This is a genomic window from Bradyrhizobium lablabi, from assembly GCF_001440475.1.
Classification (GTDB): Bacteria; Pseudomonadota; Alphaproteobacteria; order Rhizobiales; family Xanthobacteraceae; genus Bradyrhizobium; species Bradyrhizobium lablabi.
On record NZ_LLYB01000029.1, the window covers coordinates 1 to 18,919 of the forward strand.

17 protein-coding genes are annotated in these 18,919 nt (G+C 62.9%); 5 read left to right on the forward strand and 12 right to left on the reverse strand.

Annotated elements, in window-relative coordinates:
- Window positions 1–1,541 (reverse strand): caspase family protein (locus CQ14_RS00650; RefSeq protein WP_245320089.1); only part of this gene is annotated, 1,541 nt, incomplete at its 3' end.
- Window positions 1,542–1,837: 296 nt separating this feature from the next.
- Between CQ14_RS00650 and CQ14_RS00655 the strand changes: the two genes are divergently transcribed.
- Window positions 1,838–2,305 (forward strand): aminoacyl-tRNA deacylase, encoded by a 468-nt coding sequence (locus CQ14_RS00655; RefSeq protein ID WP_057856030.1) that lies wholly within the window; start codon window positions 1,838–1,840, stop codon window positions 2,303–2,305.
- 79 nt (window positions 2,306–2,384) lie between these two features.
- On the opposite strand, the gene CQ14_RS00660 is transcribed toward CQ14_RS00655, so the two are convergent.
- The 3 genes from CQ14_RS00660 to CQ14_RS00670 all read right to left on the reverse strand — a co-directional run bounded on the left by CQ14_RS00660 (window position 2,385) and on the right by CQ14_RS00670 (window position 5,715).
- Window positions 2,385–2,804, reverse strand: coding sequence for a CBS domain-containing protein (locus CQ14_RS00660; RefSeq protein ID WP_057856031.1), 420 nt, complete (start codon window positions 2,802–2,804; stop codon window positions 2,385–2,387).
- A gap of 192 nt (window positions 2,805–2,996) precedes the next feature.
- Window positions 2,997–4,514: an aldehyde dehydrogenase gene (adh, locus tag CQ14_RS00665; protein WP_057856032.1), complete on the reverse strand. Its 1,518-nt coding sequence runs from the start codon at window positions 4,512–4,514 to the stop codon at window positions 2,997–2,999.
- A gap of 235 nt (window positions 4,515–4,749) precedes the next feature.
- On the reverse strand, window positions 4,750–5,715 hold the full coding sequence (locus CQ14_RS00670; RefSeq protein WP_057856033.1) for a helix-turn-helix domain-containing protein: 966 nt from the start codon (window positions 5,713–5,715) through the stop codon (window positions 4,750–4,752).
- Between the two features lie 178 nt (window positions 5,716–5,893).
- Here CQ14_RS00670 and CQ14_RS00675 point away from each other — a divergent pair, with 178 nt between their 5' ends.
- A complete protein-coding gene (locus CQ14_RS00675) occupies window positions 5,894–6,601 on the forward strand; it encodes a helix-turn-helix transcriptional regulator (RefSeq protein WP_057856034.1) in 708 nt (235 codons plus the stop codon).
- Window positions 6,602–6,786: 185 nt separating this feature from the next.
- Entirely contained in the window at window positions 6,787–7,158 is a 372-nt protein-coding gene (locus CQ14_RS00680) for a VOC family protein (protein ID WP_057856035.1), read from the forward strand.
- A 49-nt stretch (window positions 7,159–7,207) separates the two neighbouring features.
- On the opposite strand, the gene CQ14_RS00685 is transcribed toward CQ14_RS00680, so the two are convergent.
- From CQ14_RS00685 to CQ14_RS00710, 5 genes are all read right to left on the reverse strand, one after another.
- The gene (locus CQ14_RS00685) at window positions 7,208–7,681 is read right to left on the reverse strand and encodes a DUF2846 domain-containing protein (RefSeq protein WP_245320087.1); all 474 of its coding nucleotides are present in this window, start codon (window positions 7,679–7,681) and stop codon (window positions 7,208–7,210) included.
- A 277-nt stretch (window positions 7,682–7,958) separates the two neighbouring features.
- The gene (locus tag CQ14_RS00690; RefSeq protein ID WP_057856037.1) at window positions 7,959–8,696 is read right to left on the reverse strand and encodes a carbonic anhydrase; all 738 of its coding nucleotides are present in this window, start codon (window positions 8,694–8,696) and stop codon (window positions 7,959–7,961) included.
- 233 nt (window positions 8,697–8,929) lie between these two features.
- Window positions 8,930–12,439, reverse strand: coding sequence for a DNA polymerase III subunit alpha (gene dnaE / locus CQ14_RS00695; protein ID WP_057856038.1), 3,510 nt, complete (start codon window positions 12,437–12,439; stop codon window positions 8,930–8,932).
- A 524-nt stretch (window positions 12,440–12,963) separates the two neighbouring features.
- Window positions 12,964–13,215 carry a hypothetical protein gene (locus tag CQ14_RS00705; protein ID WP_057856040.1) on the reverse strand — a complete coding sequence of 84 codons (252 nt, stop codon included), beginning with the start codon at window positions 13,213–13,215 and terminating at the stop codon, window positions 12,964–12,966.
- A 176-nt stretch (window positions 13,216–13,391) separates the two neighbouring features.
- Complete coding sequence (locus tag CQ14_RS00710) at window positions 13,392–14,138, reverse strand: outer membrane protein (RefSeq protein WP_057856041.1); 747 nt, start codon at window positions 14,136–14,138, stop codon at window positions 13,392–13,394.
- A gap of 297 nt (window positions 14,139–14,435) precedes the next feature.
- Here CQ14_RS00710 and CQ14_RS00715 point away from each other — a divergent pair, with 297 nt between their 5' ends.
- Together CQ14_RS00715 and CQ14_RS00720 are read left to right on the forward strand one after the other, a co-directional pair.
- On the forward strand, window positions 14,436–14,726 hold the full coding sequence (locus CQ14_RS00715) for a DUF3551 domain-containing protein (RefSeq protein WP_057856042.1): 291 nt from the start codon (window positions 14,436–14,438) through the stop codon (window positions 14,724–14,726).
- A gap of 77 nt (window positions 14,727–14,803) precedes the next feature.
- Window positions 14,804–15,145, forward strand: a complete 342-nt coding sequence (locus tag CQ14_RS00720; protein WP_347337103.1) for a DUF3551 domain-containing protein — start codon at window positions 14,804–14,806, stop codon at window positions 15,143–15,145.
- A gap of 122 nt (window positions 15,146–15,267) precedes the next feature.
- Here the strand turns inward: CQ14_RS00720 and CQ14_RS00725 are convergent, their stop codons facing one another.
- From CQ14_RS00725 to proS, 3 genes are all read right to left on the reverse strand, one after another.
- On the reverse strand, window positions 15,268–15,966 hold the full coding sequence (locus CQ14_RS00725) for an ABC transporter ATP-binding protein (RefSeq protein ID WP_057856046.1): 699 nt from the start codon (window positions 15,964–15,966) through the stop codon (window positions 15,268–15,270).
- A gap of 7 nt (window positions 15,967–15,973) precedes the next feature.
- Window positions 15,974–17,254, reverse strand: coding sequence for a lipoprotein-releasing ABC transporter permease subunit (locus CQ14_RS00730; protein WP_057856043.1), 1,281 nt, complete (start codon window positions 17,252–17,254; stop codon window positions 15,974–15,976).
- 69 nt (window positions 17,255–17,323) lie between these two features.
- Window positions 17,324–18,643 carry a proline--tRNA ligase gene (proS, locus tag CQ14_RS00735; protein WP_057856044.1) on the reverse strand — a complete coding sequence of 440 codons (1,320 nt, stop codon included), beginning with the start codon at window positions 18,641–18,643 and terminating at the stop codon, window positions 17,324–17,326.
- Window positions 18,644–18,919: the final 276 nt, after the last annotated feature.

An 18,919-nucleotide genomic window follows, 5' to 3' on the forward strand; every position in this document is an offset into this window, starting at 1 on the left:
TGGATCAGCGTCGCTCGTTGCGCCACCGCAGGCGGCAGCACCGGCGCGGCACCCCCCTGCCCCGGCGCGCCCACCCGATCCGGAGAGCCGGGACGTCCGATCGGCCTGCCGCCTGGTCCGGCGATCGGGGCCGCCGGCGGCCGGTTGATCACGTTGTTGATGACGGCCCTGTTGTGGATATTGGCATAGATGAGGTTGTTCGGCGGCGGCGCCACATAGCGCGGCGGCCTGACATAGACCGGTATCGGCACGAAGATCGGCTGCGGCAGGATGAACAGCCCGATCGGCGCCGGCGGCGGTTCCAGCACCACGAAATCTTCCGGCGGCGGCGGCAGGTAATAGACCGGCGCCGGTGGTGGGGCGACAAAATCGAACTCGGGATCGCCGAAGGCCAGCACCGGACGGTCGATATACATGAGCTCGTCCGGCGGTGGCGGCGGCACATCGTAATCGATCACATCGAATGTCGGCGGCGGCTCCAGCGGCGCGGTGAGAATGGTGAGGCGCCGGCGCGCGTCGGCCGCATGCGGCCCGCGCGGGTAGCGTTGCAGATACGACCAATAGGCGTTCGGGGTGTCGGTGCGATAGGTGCGGCGCCAGGTGATCGCCTCACGCCGCGCTGCCGCGATCGCCCTCACCCGTTTCGCCAGCGGATCGCTCGCATAGGCGCCGAGAAACTCCTCATAGCCCTGCAGCGTGTCGCGCTCCACCGCCATGGCGTAGGCATCCTGCACGCCGAGTTCGCGGATCGGCTTGTTGCGGACGGCGGCGGCCTGATCCGCCGCCGGCTGTGCCGGCGCGTCTGGCTCACGCTCGAAGAACGTGAAGCCGGCATCGACCTTCTGGCTGTCCCAGGGCATCTGCGCGCCCTTGCTGGCCTCGTTGACGCGAAGCCGCAGGCGATTGAAGACCTCCGGCAGCGGCAATCCGCCGGTCCGGATCATCTCGGCCAACGACTGGGCGTAGACGCCGTACGGCCCCTGCTCGGCAGGCGCCACGGTTCCGGGCGCCGCGTTGAACGCGATCAGCATGTGCGGATCGGCCTCGACCAGCGCGAGGCCGCTTGCGATCTGCCCGTCGACGAACGGCTGCTGGCGCGCGGCGTCCAGCACGACGATGCCGGCCTTCAGCGGCAGCGAGGCGAGTTGGCGGATATAGTCGCCGGTCCGCAGCGCCTCGGTCGGAACGTCGGTATCGCGGTTGATCGCGGAATCGACCGGTACGAAATAGTTGTCGCCGGCCAGCTGCAGCCCGTAACCGGCCAGATAGACCATCGCGACCGTATCAGGCCCCGAGCTTTCGGCCTTCTGGATGAAGTCGCGGAAACTCTTGCGCAGCGTGTCGCTATCGAGATCGCGGGCGCCGATGACGTCAAAGCCCGCCGCCTGCAACGTCTGCGCGATCAGGCCGGCATCATTGGCCGCGGTCGCCAGTGGCGATTTCGCGTAAGCGCCGTTGCCGACCACCAGCGCAATGCGCTTTTCTGGCTGCTGCGCCGCGGCGGGGCTCAAATATCCCGCCAGCCCCGTGACGAAACACATCGCGAGGATCGACAGACTTCTTACTAACCGCATGGCTTCCACCCTGTCGCCGCCCGAGCGCCGCATCGAAGGCTCGTTGAGCTGAACATTTCTTGAACAAATGCGCTCGCAGCAAGGCAATTTGCGCAAAATCCGATCGAGATGGGCCCTCGCTCCACCGGTTCCGGCGCCGAATTCGCATTGTCGGGGCCTCCCGGCGGGCGTATCCTTCCCTCAAATCGTGTTCGCCCGCATCGTGAGGCGACTGCGCGAGTTCCTCCCGGTGTGCGGATTGCCCATGCAATGGAGGAGCCGCCATGACCGTTTCCCCGACCCTGCAGAAATATCTGGATCAGAGCGTCACCTATGACGTGATCCCGCATACTCCCACAATGTCATCGAACCGTACGGCCGAGGCTTGCCATGTGCCGGGCGAGTCGCTGGCCAAGGCCGTCGTGCTGCGGCGTGACGGCGGCTACATGATGGCCGTGCTTCCGGCCTCCCATCACCTGCATCTGTCGGCCCTGAAAAGTCAGCTCGGACACAAGGTCGACCTGGCGAGCGAGGACGAGATCGAAAAGCTGTTCGAGGACTGCGAGCGCGGCGCGATCCCGCCGCTTGGCGAGTGCTATGGACTGGACGTCATCGTCGACAACAGCATCGACGCGCGACGGGAGATTTACCTGGAGGGCGGCGATCACGCGACGCTGATCCGCATCGATGGCGAGCAGTTCGCCCGACTGACGGCGAAGGCCTGGCGCGGCCACTTCAGCACGCATGATTGAGGCCGCTCAATCCACTGATGGCCCGCGTCGATGTCGACGCGGGCACTATCGCGCGTGAGCGGAAAGGACTGCCGCCGTATCAGTGATGGGCGCTGACGGTTTTCACGCACGCGGCCAGCAATTCATTGGGCGCAAAACGGCCGACATCGCCGAGGCTGATCATGCCGACCATTCGCTTGCTCTTGTTGATCACCGGCAACCTTCGGACCTGCAGCGCCTCCATGTGATGGACGGCCTTGGCAAGGTCATCGTCCTCCCGGCAGCAATGAATGCCTTCGGTCATCACGTCGCGCGCCAGAGCGCGGCTGGGGTCGAACTTGCCGTTCGCAATTCCTTTGCAGACGATGTCGCGATCGGTCACCATCCCGACCAGATGGTCGTCCTCGCCGATCGGAATGCAGCCGATGTCATGTTCTCGCATCAGCTTGGCAATTTCGGTGATGGGCGTATCGGGGTTGACCCAGTCGACGCCCTTGTGCATCGCGTCTTTGACTTTCATGGCGGACCTCCGTCACTGCGATTTCAGGTGATAATCCCGTGATGCAGTACAGTTCCCCCTTGCCGCGATTATACGCCGGTTCGGCTGGGGCGGAATCGCAAAGAATGAAAACTTCTTGAAAAGAGCCGCCGCAACGTAGCGCGCAGGACCGAAATGATCCGCGCGCTACGCCGTTACCGATGTCAGGGCAGGTCAGAAGAAGCCGAGCTTCTTCGGGCTGTAGCTGACGAGCAGGTTCTTGGTCTGCTGGTAGTGGTCGAGCATCATCTTGTGGGTCTCGCGGCCGACGCCCGATTGCTTGTAACCGCCGAACGCGGCATGCGCCGGATAGGCGTGGTAGCAATTGGTCCAGACCCGGCCCGCCTGGATGGCGCGGCCGAAACGGTAGAGCCGGCTCGCATCGCGGCTCCAGATGCCGGCGCCGAGACCGTAGAGCGTGTCGTTGGCGATCGCGAGCGCCTCGTCATCGTCCTTAAAGGTCGTGACCGAAACCACGGGTCCGAAGATCTCCTCCTGGAAGATGCGCATCTTGTTGTTGCCCTTGAACACCGTGGGCTTGACGTAGAAGCCGCCGGCCAGATCGCCCGGCAGTTCGTTGCGCGCCCCGCCCGTCAGCACCTGCGCGCCCTCCTCGCGGCCGATGTCGATATAGGACAGGATCTTCTGCATCTGTTCGGATGACGCCTGCGCACCGATCATGGTGGCCGGATCGAGCGGATCGCCCTGGACGATCGCCTCGACGCGCTTCAAGGCTCTTTCCATGAAGCGGTCGAATATCGACTCGTGAATTAGCGCGCGGCTCGGACAGGTGCAGACCTCGCCCTGGTTGAAGGCGAACATGACGAAGCCCTCGATCGCCTTGTCGAAGAACTCGTCATCCTCCGATGTGACGTCCTTGAAGAAGATGTTGGGCGACTTGCCGCCGAGTTCGAGCGTGACCGGAATGAGGTTCTGGCTGGCATATTGCATGATCAGCCGACCCGTCGACGTCTCGCCGGTGAAGGCGATCTTTGAAATACGCGGTGAGGACGCCAGCGGCTTGCCGGCCTCCAGACCGAAGCCGTTGACGATGTTGAGCACGCCGGGCGGCAGCAAGTCGCCGATCAGGCCTGCCCACACCATGATTGCGGCCGGTGTCTGTTCGGCTGGTTTCAGCACGACGCAGTTGCCTGCAGCCAGTGCCGGCGCGAGCTTCCAGCACGCCATCAGGAGCGGGAAATTCCACGGGATGATCTGCCCGACGACGCCGAGCGGCTCGTGGAAATGATAGGCCACCGTATCGTGGTCGATTTCGGAAAGGCCGCCCTCCTGGGCGCGGATCGCGCCGGCGAAATAGCGGAAATGGTCGATGGCGAGCGGCACGTCGGCGGCGGTGGTCTCGCGGATCGGCTTGCCATTGTCCCAGGTTTCGGCGAGCGCGAGCAGATCGAGATTCTGCTCCATGCGGTCGGCGATGCGGTTCAGGATCAGCGCGCGTTCGGCAACGCTGGTGCGGCCCCAGGCTTCCTTGGCGGCGTGCGCGGCGTCGAGCGCGTCCTCGACGTCCTTGGCGTCGGAACGCGCCACCTCGCAGAGCAGCCGGCCGTTCACCGGCGAGAAGTTTTCGAAATAACGGCCCGAGCGCGGCTCGGCCCATTTTCCGTTTATGTAGTTCCCGTAACGCCTTTCGAACGGGGCCTTCGCAGTACGTGAAAATTCGACCTTGTTCATGGCTCTTCCTCGCTACGGCGTCGCTGGATGCGGCGCTCTGGGAAAACCATGGCGAAGGCCGATTACATTGTCAGTCCGTCCAAACCCGATCGCCGGTGCGCGTGTCGCAGAACTGCGACAGTGCACGGGGCCAATCGTCAAAGCGTTATCAAGCGAAGTGGAAACCGGTTCGCGTCAAGAGAACGCGTCAAGTCATGAATCTAGAGGGCCGTTTCGTTTCTATCGAAACGGCCCTCTAGTGCGCGCGATTGAGCTCCAGACGCCGCAACTTTCGGTGCAGGGTGGCGCGGCTGATGCCGAGCGCCTCGGCGGCGGCCGACACGTTGCCGTCGCTGCGCGCCAGCGCCCGTTGTACCGCCGCCCGCTCGGCCTGATCGAGATCGCGCGCCGGACTCGACGATCCGCCGAGCAGATCGGATGCCGGCAGCGGCTTCTTCAGAAAGTCCCTGTTCACACCAAGCGCCAGCCGCGCCGACCGTGTCGCGCCGATGACGAGGTCATCGGCATCGACCGCGATCAGCCCGCCGCCGCCGCGATTGATATCCGGCGCGAAAAGAAAGCGTGCATCGGGAAACGCGAGCCGGAAATTCTCGGTCTCGATCCGCCGCGCAGCGTCGCCGACGGCGACGGATATCAGATTGACGAAACCCTCCGTGAGGTCGGCGCGACAGGAGGACACGTCGAGCGCAGCGGCCAGCCGGCCCTCGTGATCGTAGATCGGCGCCGAGGTGCAGCTCAGCAGCGTATTGCGCGCGAAAAAATGCTGGTCGCGATGAACGGTGAGCGCGCGTTGCTCGGCCAGGCAGGTTCCGATGCCGTTGGTGCCCTCGCAATCCTCGCTCCAGACCGTTCCGGTCCACAATCCCCACGCCTTGAACGTCTCGTCGTCACACGCGGCGCCGCGCCGGTCGACCGGCACGCCGTTACGATCGGCCAGCAGCACGCAACAGCCGACGCCGCCGACTGCGAGGAACAGGCGATCGAGGTTGGATTGGGCGGCGCGGACCAGCGGTTCGATCTGCTGCCGTGCGTTTTCGAATTCGGCCGCACTCAAGCGGCGCGGCAGATTGCGTTCGGCGGGATCGAGGCGATGAAAATTGGAGGAGCGGCGCCAGGACGCGACCATGGCCGACGTCGCGGCCGAGCCACGCGCGACCGTCGCCTGCACCTGATCGGCATGGTGTTTGGTGGTCTGCGCCACGCTTGATCCTCCCGTGCTGTAATTATGCGGCTTGGCGCGGTTGAGAGTTGAGCCAGATCAAACGCGCGCTCGATCCCGCGCCCTCAGGCACGCCATAGCCGAATACTCCCGATGATGCTGACACGTTTTGGCAGCATGCCCTGATAGACTTTAGTCGGCTTGGTAACGGGGCGGACTAATGTCGCGCGCGCAGCGCCTGCTTGATCTCATTCAGCTTTTGCGTGGCTATCGGCGTCCGGTGAGCGGAGCCATGCTGGCCGAGACGCTCGGAATTTCGCTGCGCACGCTCTATCGCGACATCGAAACGCTTAAGGCCCAGGGCGCCCATATCGATGGCGAGCCGGGGCTTGGTTACGTGTTGCGCCCGGGGTTCATGCTGCCGCCGCTGATGTTCTCGGAAGAGGAGATCGAAGCGATCGTGCTCGGCTCGCGCTGGGTGGCGGACCGTGCCGATCCGGCTCTGAGCGCCGCTGCACGCAGCGCACTGACCAGGATCGCCGCCGTGCTTCCGGCGGACCTCAAGGCCAACCTCGATACGTCGGCCCTCCTGATCGGGCCAGGACAAGCCATCGCCGCCGGAGACGCCGAACTGCCGGTCATTCGCGCGGCGATCCGGTCCGAAAGCAAGCTGCGGATCTCCTATCTCGACGGCAAGGGACGCAGTTCCAGGCGCACGGTCTGGCCTTTCGCGCTCGGCTTCTTCGATCGCGTACGTATCATCGTGGCGTGGTGCGAGCTGCGCGAAGGCTTTCGGCACTTCCGCACCGACCGCATCGGCAAGGTGCAAGTGCTCGACAAGCGCTATCCGCGCCGCCGGCAAGTGCTGTTGAAGGAATGGCGTGCCAGCGAAGGAATTTCCGAACACCGGAACTTCGGTTCTGATTGAATCAGAACCGAAGCTCTGGATTCTTGTTTTGACGCGTTTTCTTCACGCGAACCGGTACCCACTTCGTTCGAAAACGCTAGCGGATTCACTACTGACAGTTTTTGGCAGGGTCACCTCGTAGGCTGCAGACAGGCCGGATGCCGCAAGGCGGCTCCGGCAACGATGTTCAAACGAGGACCTTCCAAATGCCGAACTTCAGTTTTGTCCTGCTCTATGTCGAGAACCCGCCGGCCAGCGCTGGCTTTTATGCCGATCTGCTCGGCCGCCCCATCATTGAGAACTCGCCGAGCTTTGCGATGCTGCCGCTGTCGGAAGGCGTGATGCTGGGGCTGTGGTCGCGAAAGACGGTGGAGCCCGCCGCTGCTGCGCAGGCCGGCGCCAGCGAAGTCGCGTTCACGGTCGAGGATGCCGCCGCGGTGGAGGCGACCTTCGCCGACTGGAACAAGCGCGGGCTGAACATCTTGCAAGAGCCCGTGCAGATGGATTTCGGCACGACCTTTGTCGCGACCGATCCCGATGGTCATCGCCTGCGCGTGTTTGTCCCAGCGGCGGCGTGAACGGCAACGGGGCGGCCCTTCCGGGCCGCTCTCGGTCCTCGGCCGTGGCCTAATCGGCCAGTTGAAGCTCCGCGAGCATCGTTCTCGCGGTCGGCTCATCCAGCGGAATAAACTCGCCCGGCCCGAGATTATCGCTGCCGGACGTTGCGACAGCCGCGACCGCCACGCCGGCCAATCCTCCGACCAGTGACATTCCGCTCACCGCATCATGCCTCGGGCTCGATTTGACGAGAAAGAAGTAGGTGCGGCCGGGCGCCGTGGTGAAATCACGCCTGGTCTCGCCCGGAAACAGCGTTTCGCTCGCGACTAGCTGATGCGGACCCGCCGGGAGATCGGCATAGGCGTAGGTGCCTACCAGCACCTTGCCCATCGGACTGCCATCCACCCTCACCTCACAGGCACAAATGGCCATGGACAGCCCGTCGCGCTTTTTCTGAAGCACCACCACCCGGGACTGTCCCGGCTTCGGCGGACCGACCCTTTGCGAGATCGCCGCATAGTCGGTTCCGACCTTGGCGGTCATGCAGCCCGACAACATTAACGCGCACGACAGCGCCGAAATTCCACGCCCCAACATAACGCCCCCAAGCTATTCCCCGGGAAAGGCATAGCCGGGAACACCGTGAGGTTGCAACAGCATTTACGTTGCAGCGGTTTGTGAAGCCGAGATGCAATTGGAGCGGCCCAGGAAACCACGACGGATACGGATGAGGGCAATCATTGCGGCTTCCCTGGCGTGAACCGCGCCCAACACTAGGATGGGGCGCGGCGGCACGCGCGCCGCGCCTCATCCGGCCTGGTCAACTCACCAGCTCAACCTTGCCGGTTGCAAGCCGATAGATGCCCCCGACCACTTTGAGCTTGTTCTGCTCGACGGCTGCGTTGAGAATCGGTGCCGCCGATTTCAGCCTGGCGACGTTATCAATCACGTTCTGGCGGATGGCGTTGTCGAGCGCATTTCCGCTCTGCTGTGCTGACGCCTTCACTGCGGGTGCAATCGCAGCCACCAGAGACGGAATGTGTCCGGGTGGCGGCTTGTCGTCCTTCAGGGATTTGATCGTCGCGTCGACGGCACCGCAACTGTCGTGACCAAGGACGAGGATCATCGGCGTGCCAAGCACGGCGACCGCATATTCCATGCTTGCAACCATATCGCCGTTGGCGAAATTGCCGGCAACGCGGCAGACGAACAGGTCTCCACGCCCGCTGTCGAAGGCATATTCGGGCGCGATGCGCGAATCTGCGCAGCTCAGCACGGCCGCGTAAGGATTCTGACCTCCGACCAATGCCTCCCTTTCATGCTTGAAATCGTGGCGCCGTGCTGTGCCGTCAACATAGCGCGCATTTCCTTCCATCAATTTCTTGAGGGCGGCATCCGGCGACAACACGTTCTGCGGCTTGGGAGGAGTTTTCGTACCCTTGGCGTTAGCTGTGCCGGCGAACATCAACCCACCAAGTGCCGAGGCCGCTAAGAGAACTACGGAACGCCGCGAGGGCGCAGTCGGATGAAGCTGATCTAATGAACATTTTTCGCACATTGCAATTTTCCTTGCCCTTGCGACTCCCGACGTCCGAGTCGCCAACAGCCGATAATAACACTCCTGGTTGTGCAACGGAACTTCGCGGAATCAGGATAGATAATTTTTGGTTTCTGACTTGATCCTCAAGCTATCGCGAAGACGCAATGATTCCCGCACACCATTAAAGGTGCAACGGCGAATGCGCTGCATAGTTCGCCAAGATGATGGCATGCGCCATGTCCAGACGTTGGTTATAGCGTCTGCACGTCGACCACGCCGGCCACCGCCTTGATGGCACCTGCGATCTGCGGCGAGACCTTGAAGCGGCCCGGCAGTTTCATCTCCACCTCGGTCTGCAGGTCGAGCATCATGACGAGCGAGACGTCGCCATCGGCGCCGCCCGATGGCGCGGGCGCGGGTTTTGCCGGCAGGCCCTTGGCCGGACCGTTTGGCGCCGACGCTTCCGGCATGTTGAGCCGCCGCGCGATCGACTCCAAAGGCTTGGTGTCGCGAACGAAAATCCGCAGGCCCTTCTGGGTTTTGGCCGCGGCGTCATCCAGCGGCTCGGCATGCAAAACCCGCGCGCGAACGTCCTCGCCCTGCAACTCGGCGCCGAGCTGCAGCAATACGGCAGCGCCCGGCTCCAGCACGTCGCGGTATTGCGCCAGCCCTTCCGAGAACAGCACGGCCTCGAAATGCCCGGTCGGGTCGGAGAGACCCATGATGCCCATCTTGTTGCCGGTCTTGGTGCGGCGCTCCATCCGCGACACCACGGTGGCCGCGACCTTGCCCGCGGTCGCGCCGGTTTTGACGGCGCGGGAGAATTCCGCCCAGGACTGTACGCGCAGCCGCTTCAGCACGGTCGCATAATCGTCGAGCGGATGGCCGGACAGGAAGAAGCCGACGGCGTCGTATTCGCGGCGGAGTTTTTCGGCCGGCAACCAGGGTTCGATCTGGGGCAGCATGATGGTCGGCGCGTCGGCGGCATTGCCGAACATGTCGTTCTGGCCGATCGTTGCCGCCTCATGGCTGCGCTGGCAGGCGGCGAGAATGGCGTCGGCGCCCGCAAACACGCGGGCGCGGTTGGATTCGAGGGTGTCGAAGGCGCCGGCGGCGGCGAGACTCTCGATGATGCGCTTGTTGATCGCACGCGGATTGACGCGGGCGGCGAAGTCCGCAAGCGAGGTGAACGCGCCCTTCTTGCGTTCCTCCACGATCTGATCGATCGCCTGTTGCCCGACGCCCTTCAGCGCGGCCAGCGCGTAGTAGATGGTGTTCTCGCCGACCTCGAAGGTGGCGCCCGAACGGTTGATGTTCGGCGCCTCGACCTTGATACCGAGCCGCTGCGCCTCGGCACGAAATTCCGAAAGCTTGTCGGTGTTGTTGAGTTCGAGCGTCATCGACGCTGCCAGGAACTCCACCGGATAATGCGCCTTCATATAGGCGGTGTGGTAGGACACCAGCGCGTAGGCCGCGGCGTGGCTTTTGTTGAAACCGTAGTCGGCGAATTTTGCCAACAGCTCGAAGATCGTCTCGGCCTGCCCTTTCGGCACGCCGTTCTTGACCGCGCCGGCGACGAAAATGTCGCGCTGCTTGTCCATCTCGGCGCGGATCTTCTTGCCCATCGCGCGGCGCAGCAGGTCGGCGTCGCCGAGCGAATAGCCCGACATTACCTGCGCGATCTGCATCACCTGTTCCTGATAGATGATGACGCCGAAGGTCTCCTTCAGGATCGGCTCCAGCACAGGATGCAGATATTCCGGCTCCTCGTCGCCATGCTTGCGCGCGCAATAGGTCGGGATGTTGGCCATCGGACCCGGACGATACAACGCCACCAGCGCGATGATGTCCTCGAAACGGTCGGGCCGCATATCGATCAGCGCGCGCCGCATGCCCTGGCTTTCCACCTGGAACACGCCGACCACCTCACCGCGTGCCAGCATCTGGTAGCTCGCGGCATCGTCGATCGGTAGCGTCGCGAGGTCGACATGGATATCGCGCGGCTTGAGCAGCTTGCACGCGACATCAAGCACGGTCAGCGTCTTCAGGCCGAGGAAGTCGAACTTGACGAGCCCCGCCGGTTCGACCCATTTCATGTTGAACTGGGTCACCGGCATATCCGACTTCGGATCTCGGTACATCGGCACGAGTTCGCTCAAGGGGCGATCGCCGATCACGATACCGGCCGCGTGGGTCGAGGCGTGGCGGGTCAGGCCTTCAAGACGCTGCGCGATGTCGAAGGCGCGCGCCACCACCGGATCTTCGTCGCGGAACGCCTGCAACTTCGGCTCGCTCTCGATCGCCTGCGCCAGCGTCACCGGCGCGGCCGGATTCTGCGGCACCAGTTTTGTCAGCTTGTCGACCTGGCCGTAGGGCATCTGCAACACGCGGCCGACGTCGCGTAGCACGCCGCGAGCCTGCAGCGTTCCGAAGGTGATGATCTGCGCCACCTGATCGCGGCCGTAGCGCTGCTGCACGTACTGGATCACCTCGCCGCGGCGATCCTGGCAGAAGTCGATGTCGAAGTCCGGCATCGACACGCGCTCGGGATTGAGGAAGCGCTCAAACAGCAGGCCGAACTTGATCGGGTCGAGGTCGGTGATGGTGAGCGCCCACGCCACCAGCGAGCCCGCGCCCGAGCCACGGCCCGGCCCGACCGGGATGCCTTGCGACTTCGCCCATTTGATGAAGTCGGAGACGATCAGGAAGTAGCCCGCGTATTTCATGCGCATGATGACGTCGAGTTCGAACGCCAGGCGCTTGTTGTAGTCTTCTTCTGTGGTGCCCTGCGACAGGCCGTGCACGCGCAGGCGGTTGGCCAGCCCCTCCTCCGCCTGCCGCTTCAGCTCGGCCGCCTCGACAGAAGCGGCATCGGAACTTGCGGCGGCACCGACCGTGAAGAACGGCAGGATCGGCTTGCGCGTCTTCGGCCGGAACGAGCAGCGCTCCGCGATCTCGACGGTAGAGGCCAGCGCTTCCGGAATGTCGGCGAACAGTACCGCCATCTCGGCGCGGGTCTTGAAGCGGTGATCGGGCGTGAGCTGGTCGCGGTCGGTCTCGGCGATCAGCTTGCCGCCGGCGATGCAAAGCAGCGCGTCATGGGCTTCGTAGTCGTCATTCGAGGCAAAATACGGCTCGTTTGTCGCGACCAGCGGCAGGCCCTTGGCATAGGCGAGATCGATCAGGCCGCCCTCGACGCGGCGCTCCTTGTCGATGCCGTGGCGCTGCAATTCGATGTAGAGGCGATCGCCGAACAGGCTGGCCAACCGCTCGCAACGGCTTGCCGCGAGCGCCGCGTGATCGGCCTGCAGCGCCAGCGAGATCGGCCCGTCGGGGCCGCCGGTCAGCGCGATCAGATCCTCCGAATCGCCTTCCAGCCATTCGAGCTTGATATGCGGGGATTGATGGACCGGCGTTTCCAGAAACGCGCGCGAATTCAGCCGCATCAGGCTGCGGTAGCCACGCTCCTTTGCAGCCAGCAGCACGATTCGCGACGGCGTCGCGGCAAGCGCACTGCGCGCGTTCGGATCCTGGTCGCCGAAATCGACGGCGAGCTCGCAGCCGACGATCGGCTGGATGCCGTAGCCCGCCATCTTGTCGGAGAATTCCAGCGCCCCGAACATGTTGTCGGTGTCGGTCAGCGCCAGCGCCGGCTGGCGATCGGCTTTCGCCAGCTCGCCAAGCTTGGCGATCTTGATGGAGCCCTTCAGCAGCGAATAGGCCGAATGAACGTGGAGATGAACGAATCCGGCACTGGACATGCGCTAAATGGGCTCTTGCATCGTGGTGGGGAGCGATCGCCGGCCGCTTACGTGCGCACCGACTCGCCGCCGCAATGGTGATGCCTGGCCCTCGCGGAGTCTACGCGTAACGCAGCCTCCGCATCCGTCATCCGGCTTTTCCCCAACCGGTCCACAACGACAGCTCAGGTCAGGTTCCGCCCCGCCTCAAAGCTGCGGAATCACCTGCGCCCAGACCGCGATCATCCCGACAAACAGCGTAATCGACGCCAGCGCCGCCGCCTCTTCTACGAACATCCGCAACATGGTCCGACTCCTTACGGGCTGAGAACATATGAGGAACATTGTTCCTTTTTTGTTCCAGGAGTCAAGGGCCGGAAGCGGGGTCATGCCTCAGGAAGAAATTGCTTGGTTAATTTCGCAGGTCAGGAAACTGCTTTGCAGCCACCTTCAACCGAGGCGGCATCGACGAGCAGCTGGCCCCGTTGCGCTATATCGATGGATCCAGTGGACGAATCGGTGGGTAACCCAGGGCGTTTTGGGGATTACTCGAAGCGCTGCATAAGTCGCTCGATGTAGTCGTTCACAGCATCAGCAAAACTCAAATCCACGCCGGAACACTCTTCCTTGTGCGCCTGGACGGCCTGCTGAACGTTAGCAAGAGCATTTTTCTGGTCCGGCGGCGGCGTCGCAGCCACGTATTCGTTGACCGCTCGTTCTGCCGTTGCAATGCCGTTGGTGTCGCCCTCCGCGATCAGCGGGCGCAAAACCGACATGCATTTGTCAAAGGTTTCCATCCCGCCAATATGATCCCTAACCGGGTCGATTCCTAGGCAGTCAGGCTGCCACCATCAAATAGTGACGCAGCACTCCAAAGCGATCTTCCGACAGGATTTTGCGGCCGCCCGCGGCCGCAACAAAAAAGCCCCGGGACGGCGCCCGGGGCTTTCGTTGTTAGCAAGTTCGCGTGTGATCAGTAACGCGAAACGGCCGGGCCGCCGAACTTGTAGTTCAGGCGGGCGGTGACGAGATCGACGTCCTGACGGATGCGGTCGGTGCCGACGAAGCCGCCACCCGGCGCGGTGAAGGTGTAGGTACGATCCTGCATGAACAGGTGATTGTACTCGACGCCAACCGACCAGTTCGGGGCGAAGGCGTATTCGAGGCCGGCGCCGATCGTACCGCCCCAGCGGGTGTCATCGCCGGTGACGCCAATGGTCGCGCCTGCAAAGTTGTTGATGCGGTAGCTATTCGCGGTCACCGCAGCACCGCCCTTGACGTAGAGCAGGACGTTGTTGACGGCATAACCGACCTGACCAGTGAACAGGCCGAACGCATCGACGTTCGTGTGGTTGCGCGAGTTGGCGAACACCTGGCTCACGTTGCTGCCCGAGAAGTCGGCCCAGTTGCCCTGAGCTTCAAGACCGAATACCCAGGTGCCAGCCTGCCAGCGGTAGCCGACCTGGCCACCGATCGTGCCGCCGGTTGCGTCATGAGAGCCTTCCGGCCCAACCAAAAAAGCAGGCGGAACCGAATCCCAGGAGTTGCGGCTCGAACCCCAGCCACCGTTTGCACCGATGTAGAAACCGGTCCAGTCATACACAGCTGCGACCATCGGGGGCGCCTTGGTGTAGGGACGCGCAGCGAGATCCGCAGCGAGTGCCGGCGCAGTTGCGCCGAGCGCGATCAGACTGGCCGTAACAAGCAAAACCTTCTTCATTCTTATTCCCGTTCCTTTTTGACAGCCCCCAAGGCCGCGCCATGCTCTTAGCATCGTTCGCTCGAATTGCTGTAACCTCACAGCCACAGCACGCACCAAAGGGCCGCAGTGTGGACGTAAATTAATGTTGTATTGCAGGTGCTTTTCGAAACATTGCATCGTGGCTCGCCGCAAATAGTGCACATTTGATTTTACAGCGGCGTAACGGCGTGAATCGGTTGACGGGATTGCGCAGTTGCGGCTTGTCGATGAAAATGGAACTGCGAAGCGCGTAAGGCGCCATGAAGGAGATTCGAAATGCGTAGAGCGATTCTGGCCGTGCTGGCCGCGAGCGGACTGGCAGCAATCGGCGCCGCGCCCGCCGAAGCAGTCGGCACAAAATATCCGTTCTGCCTTCAGGGCGATGAATATCCTGGACTGAGCTACTGCACCTTCACGAGCTACGAGCAGTGTCAGGCGACCGCGTCGGGACGCTTTCTCTACTGCATCGCCAATCCCTATTATATCGGCGAACGCGAACCGGCGCCCTCCGCCTATCGCCCGCTGCCCGGCCGCGCGCTGCCACCCGCCCCCGCTTACGGCAGATAGCGAGCAGCGCGGCCATTCGCCCGCGAGGCACTCATACGCGCCTCCGCACGGCCGCCCCTACAACGCGTGAACGTGATTTGACGCGCGGCCGCGTCGAATATCTGCTGCCCGTCGGGACATCTGGATCGACCGCAGCTTTGAAGGAGGTTCTGATGCGCAATCTGGCTCTGGCAATTTTGGCGATCGGCGCGGCATCGGCGGCTGCACCGGCGCAAGCGCAGACGTACGATCCCAGCTATCCGGTTTGCCTGCATGTTTACGGCAAGATCAGCTATTACGAATGTGCTTACACGTCACTGCCACAATGCAACGCGACCGCATCGGGCCGCTCGGCGCAATGCGTGATCAACCCCTATTACGCGTATGCTTCCCAGGGACCCGCAGCACCTCGCAACAAGCGGTACCGCGGCGGCTACTAAAGCGTGATGACTTTTCTTCGAATCGTCATCCCGCTTTATCTTTTGTTTGAGCATGATCTCCGCGCAAACGCGTTCGCGTTTGTCGCGGGGGAAGACCGCGACACACCTTTCCGGATCACGCTTTAGTCCATTTCGACGACCTGGCCGTCGACGAGCGACACCCGCCGGTCCATGCGGCCGGCAAGTTCCATGTTGTGGGTGGCGATCAGCATCGCGACCTGCGTCGCCCTCACAAGCTGCATCAACGCATTGAAGACATGCTCGGCTGTACCCGGATCGAGGTTGCCGGTCGGCTCGTCCGCGAGTAGCACCCGCGGCGCATTTGCAACCGCGCGCGCAATCGCGACGCGCTGCTGTTCGCCGCCGGAAAGTTCGGCCGGGCGGTGCGTGATGCGGTCGCCGAGGCCGAGATAGGCCAAAATCTCCTGCGAGCGCTTGATCGTCTCGGAACGTTTGAGGCCGCGGATCATCTGCGGCAGCATGACGTTTTCGAGCGCGGTGAATTCCGGCAGCAGCCGATGCGACTGATAGACGAAGCCGATGTCGGAGCGCCGGATCTGGGTGCGATCGATGTCGGATAATTGCGAGGTCGGCGTACCCGCGACATAGACCTCGCCGTCATCGGGAGTTTCGAGGAGGCCGGCGATGTGCAGCAGCGTCGACTTGCCCGAGCCCGACGGCGCCACCAGCGCCACCGACTGTCCCGCCCACAGCGCGAGCTTGGCGCCGTTCAGGATCGTCAGCGTCGCCTCGCCCTGCCTGTACTCGCGCTTTATCTCGTGGAGATAGATAACCGGTACGTTTTCCGCCTCTTCGGCCATCTCGCCCTCACTCATACCGGAGGGCGTCAACGGGATCGAGCCGCGCGGCGCGCCACGACGGATAGAGCGTCGCCAGGAACGACAGCGTCAGCGCCATGATGACAACGGCGGTGGTCTCGCCGAAATCGATCTCGGCCGGCAAGCGCGAGAGGAAATAGAGTTCCGGCGAGAACAATTCGGTGTTGGTCATCCAGGACAGGAACTGCCTGATGGATTCGATGTTCAGGCAGATCAGCATGCCGACGAAGAATCCGGTCAGCGTGCCGACCACGCCGATCGCAGCGCCCGTGATCAGGAAGATCCGCATGATCGAGCCCTGCGAGGCACCCATGGTGCGCAGTATCGCGATGTCCTGCCCCTTGTCCTTGACCAGCATGATCAGGCCGGAAACGATGTTGAGCGCGGCCACCAGCACGATCATGGTCAGGATCAGGAACATCACGTTGCGCTCGACCTGAAGCGCGTTGAAGAAGGTCGAGTTGCGCTGCCGCCAGTCGACCAGGAACACCGGCCGTCCGGCCGCCTCCGTCACCATCTTGCGGAAGACGTCGATGCGGTCGGGATTGGTGGTGAATACCTCGATCGCGGTCACGTCGTCCTTGCGGTTGAAATAGGCCTGCGATTCCGGCAGCGGCATGAACACGAAGCTGGCGTCATATTCCGACATGCCGATCTCGAACACGGCCGCCACCTTGTAAGGCTTGATGCGTGGCGTGGTTCCCATCGGCGTCACCGCGCCCTTGGGCGCGACCAGCGTGATGGTGTCGCCGGCATGCAGCGACAATTGGTCGGCAAGCCGCCGTCCGATGATGACGCCCTGTCCCTCGTCAAAGCCCTCCATCGTGCCCTGCTTGATGTTCTTGGCGATCGAGGTGAGTTTGTTGAGGTCTGCCGAGCGCATGCCGCGCACCAGCACGCCGGCGGCATTGAAGGCGGAGGACGCCAGCGCCTGACCGTCCACGACCGGCGCGGCGAGGCGAATGCCATCGAGCTGGCTGATACGCTCGGCGACGTCCTTCCAGTCGGTCAGCGGCGATTCCAGCGGCTGCACCAAGAGATGGCCGTTCAGCCCGAGGATCTTGTCCAAAAGTTCCTTGCGAAAGCCGTTCATCACGGCCATCACGATGATCAGCGTGGCGACGCCGAGCATGATGCCGAGGAACGAAAAGCCGGCGATGACGGAAATGAAACCTTCCTTGCGGCGCGCGCGCAGGTAACGCCCGGACAACAGCCATTCGAAGGGCGCAAAAGGCGGGGTTCGGGCTGTATCGCTCATGGTCTCATCCATTACTCGATAATCCCATGATTCGGGCCAAATGTGGCCTTATTGGCCAAGATTACCGCCGCGGTGGATATCTTATCCCGCGATCTTCGCCACCACTTCGGCCGGGCTGAGATTCTCGCGCGAGCCGTCGCTGCGCCGCTTGATCTCGAGTTTGCCCTCGGCCAGGCCCTTGGGACCTACCAGAATTTGCCAGGGTATGCCGATCAGGTCAGCGGCGGCGAATTTCGCGCCGGCGCGCTGGTCAGTATCGTCATAGAGCACATCGACGCCCTGGGCCTGAAGCTCGCGATAGAGCTTCTCGCAGGCGCCATCAACAGCGGCGTCGCCCTGCTTCAGGTTCAGGATCACCGCCGTGAACGGCGCCACCGCTTCCGGCCATTTGATGCCGGCATCGTCATGGCAGGCCTCGATGATGGCGCCGACCAGCCGCGAGACGCCGACGCCGTAGGAACCGCCATGGATCGGCACGTCGACGCCGTCGGGGCCGGCAACCAGCGCCTTCATCGCGTCGGAATATTTGGTGCCGAAATAGAAGATCTGCCCGACCTCGATGCCACGGGTGTTGACGCGCTTGTCGGCCGGCACTTCGCTCTCGTAGCGGGCCGCATCGTGGACGTCTTCGGTTGCCGCATAGACCGATGTCCATTGCTTGATGATCGGCGTCAGATCGCCGTCATAATCGACATCGTCGGGCGGGATCGGCAGGTTCAGCACGTCGCTGTTGCAGAACACGCCGGATTCGCCGGTTTCCGCCAGCACGATGAATTCATGGCTGAGATCGCCGCCGATCGGCCCGGTCTCGGCGCGCATCGGAATCGCCTTCAATCCCATCCGCGCAAAGGTGCGCAAATAGGCGACGAACATCTTGTTATAGGCACGGCGCGCCGCCGCTTCGTCGATGTCGAACGAATAAGCGTCCTTCATCAGGAATTCGCGCCCGCGCATCACGCCGAAGCGCGGGCGCTGCTCGTCGCGGAACTTCCACTGGATGTGATAGAGGTTGAGCGGCAGGTTCCGGTAGGATTTGACGTAGGCGCGGAAGATCTCGGTGATCATTTCCTCGTTGGTCGGCCCGTACAGCAATTCGCGCTTGTGGCGGTCGGCGATGCGCAGCATCTCCGGGCCGTAGGCGTCATAGCGGCCGCTCTCGCGCCAGAGGTCGGCCAGTTGCAGCGTCGGCATCAACAGTTCCAGCGCGCCGGCGCGGTCCTGTTCCTCGCGAACGATCTGCTCGATCTTCTTCAACACCCGAAACCCCAGCGGCAGCCAGGCGTAAATGCCGGCCGCTTCCTGCCGCATCATGCCCGCGCGCAGCATCAGCCGGTGCGAGACGATTTCAGCCTCTTTCGGATTTTCTTTCAGGATGGGCAGAAAAAATCGCGACAATCGCATGGGTCAACTCGAGGAATCAGTGGGCTACCGGAAGAGGTGCGAGGTGCAGTGAAACCGGATCGGGTGCGAAAAGACAAGGCCGGAAGCCGCGAAAAAGCCCCTGAAAACGAGGATTTGTAGGCCGTTTCGGCGGTGAATTGTTAGATTTGCAGGGTGGGCAAAGGCACACTTGTGCCGCGCCACCATCCATCGGCGGATCGCGGTGGATATGGTGGGCACGCTTCGCTTTGCCCACCCTTCTGTAACGGGCCTCGATTAGTCAATCCCTTTGCGTTG

Bases quoted from the DNA above. Each gene is read 5' to 3' on its own strand.
- CQ14_RS00655 (WP_057856030.1), top strand. From the start codon at position 1,838: ATGACCGTTTCCCCGACCCTGCAGAAATATCTGGATCAGAGCGTCACC.
- CQ14_RS00660 (WP_057856031.1), bottom strand. From the start codon at position 2,804: ATGAAAGTCAAAGACGCGATGCACAAGGGCGTCGACTGGGTCAACCCC.
- adh (WP_057856032.1), bottom strand. From the start codon at position 4,514: ATGAACAAGGTCGAATTTTCACGTACTGCGAAGGCCCCGTTCGAAAGG.
- CQ14_RS00675 (WP_057856034.1), top strand. From the start codon at position 5,894: ATGTCGCGCGCGCAGCGCCTGCTTGATCTCATTCAGCTTTTGCGTGGC.
- CQ14_RS00680 (WP_057856035.1), top strand. From the start codon at position 6,787: ATGCCGAACTTCAGTTTTGTCCTGCTCTATGTCGAGAACCCGCCGGCC.
- CQ14_RS00685 (WP_245320087.1), bottom strand. From the start codon at position 7,681: ATGACCGCCAAGGTCGGAACCGACTATGCGGCGATCTCGCAAAGGGTC.
- CQ14_RS00690 (WP_057856037.1), bottom strand. From the start codon at position 8,696: ATGTGCGAAAAATGTTCATTAGATCAGCTTCATCCGACTGCGCCCTCG.
- dnaE (WP_057856038.1), bottom strand. From the start codon at position 12,439: ATGTCCAGTGCCGGATTCGTTCATCTCCACGTTCATTCGGCCTATTCG.
- CQ14_RS00705 (WP_057856040.1), bottom strand. From the start codon at position 13,215: ATGGAAACCTTTGACAAATGCATGTCGGTTTTGCGCCCGCTGATCGCG.
- CQ14_RS00710 (WP_057856041.1), bottom strand. From the start codon at position 14,138: ATGAAGAAGGTTTTGCTTGTTACGGCCAGTCTGATCGCGCTCGGCGCA.
- CQ14_RS00715 (WP_057856042.1), top strand. From the start codon at position 14,436: ATGCGTAGAGCGATTCTGGCCGTGCTGGCCGCGAGCGGACTGGCAGCA.
- CQ14_RS00725 (WP_057856046.1), bottom strand. From the start codon at position 15,966: ATGGCCGAAGAGGCGGAAAACGTACCGGTTATCTATCTCCACGAGATA.
- CQ14_RS00730 (WP_057856043.1), bottom strand. From the start codon at position 17,254: ATGGATGAGACCATGAGCGATACAGCCCGAACCCCGCCTTTTGCGCCC.
- proS (WP_057856044.1), bottom strand. From the start codon at position 18,643: ATGCGATTGTCGCGATTTTTTCTGCCCATCCTGAAAGAAAATCCGAAA.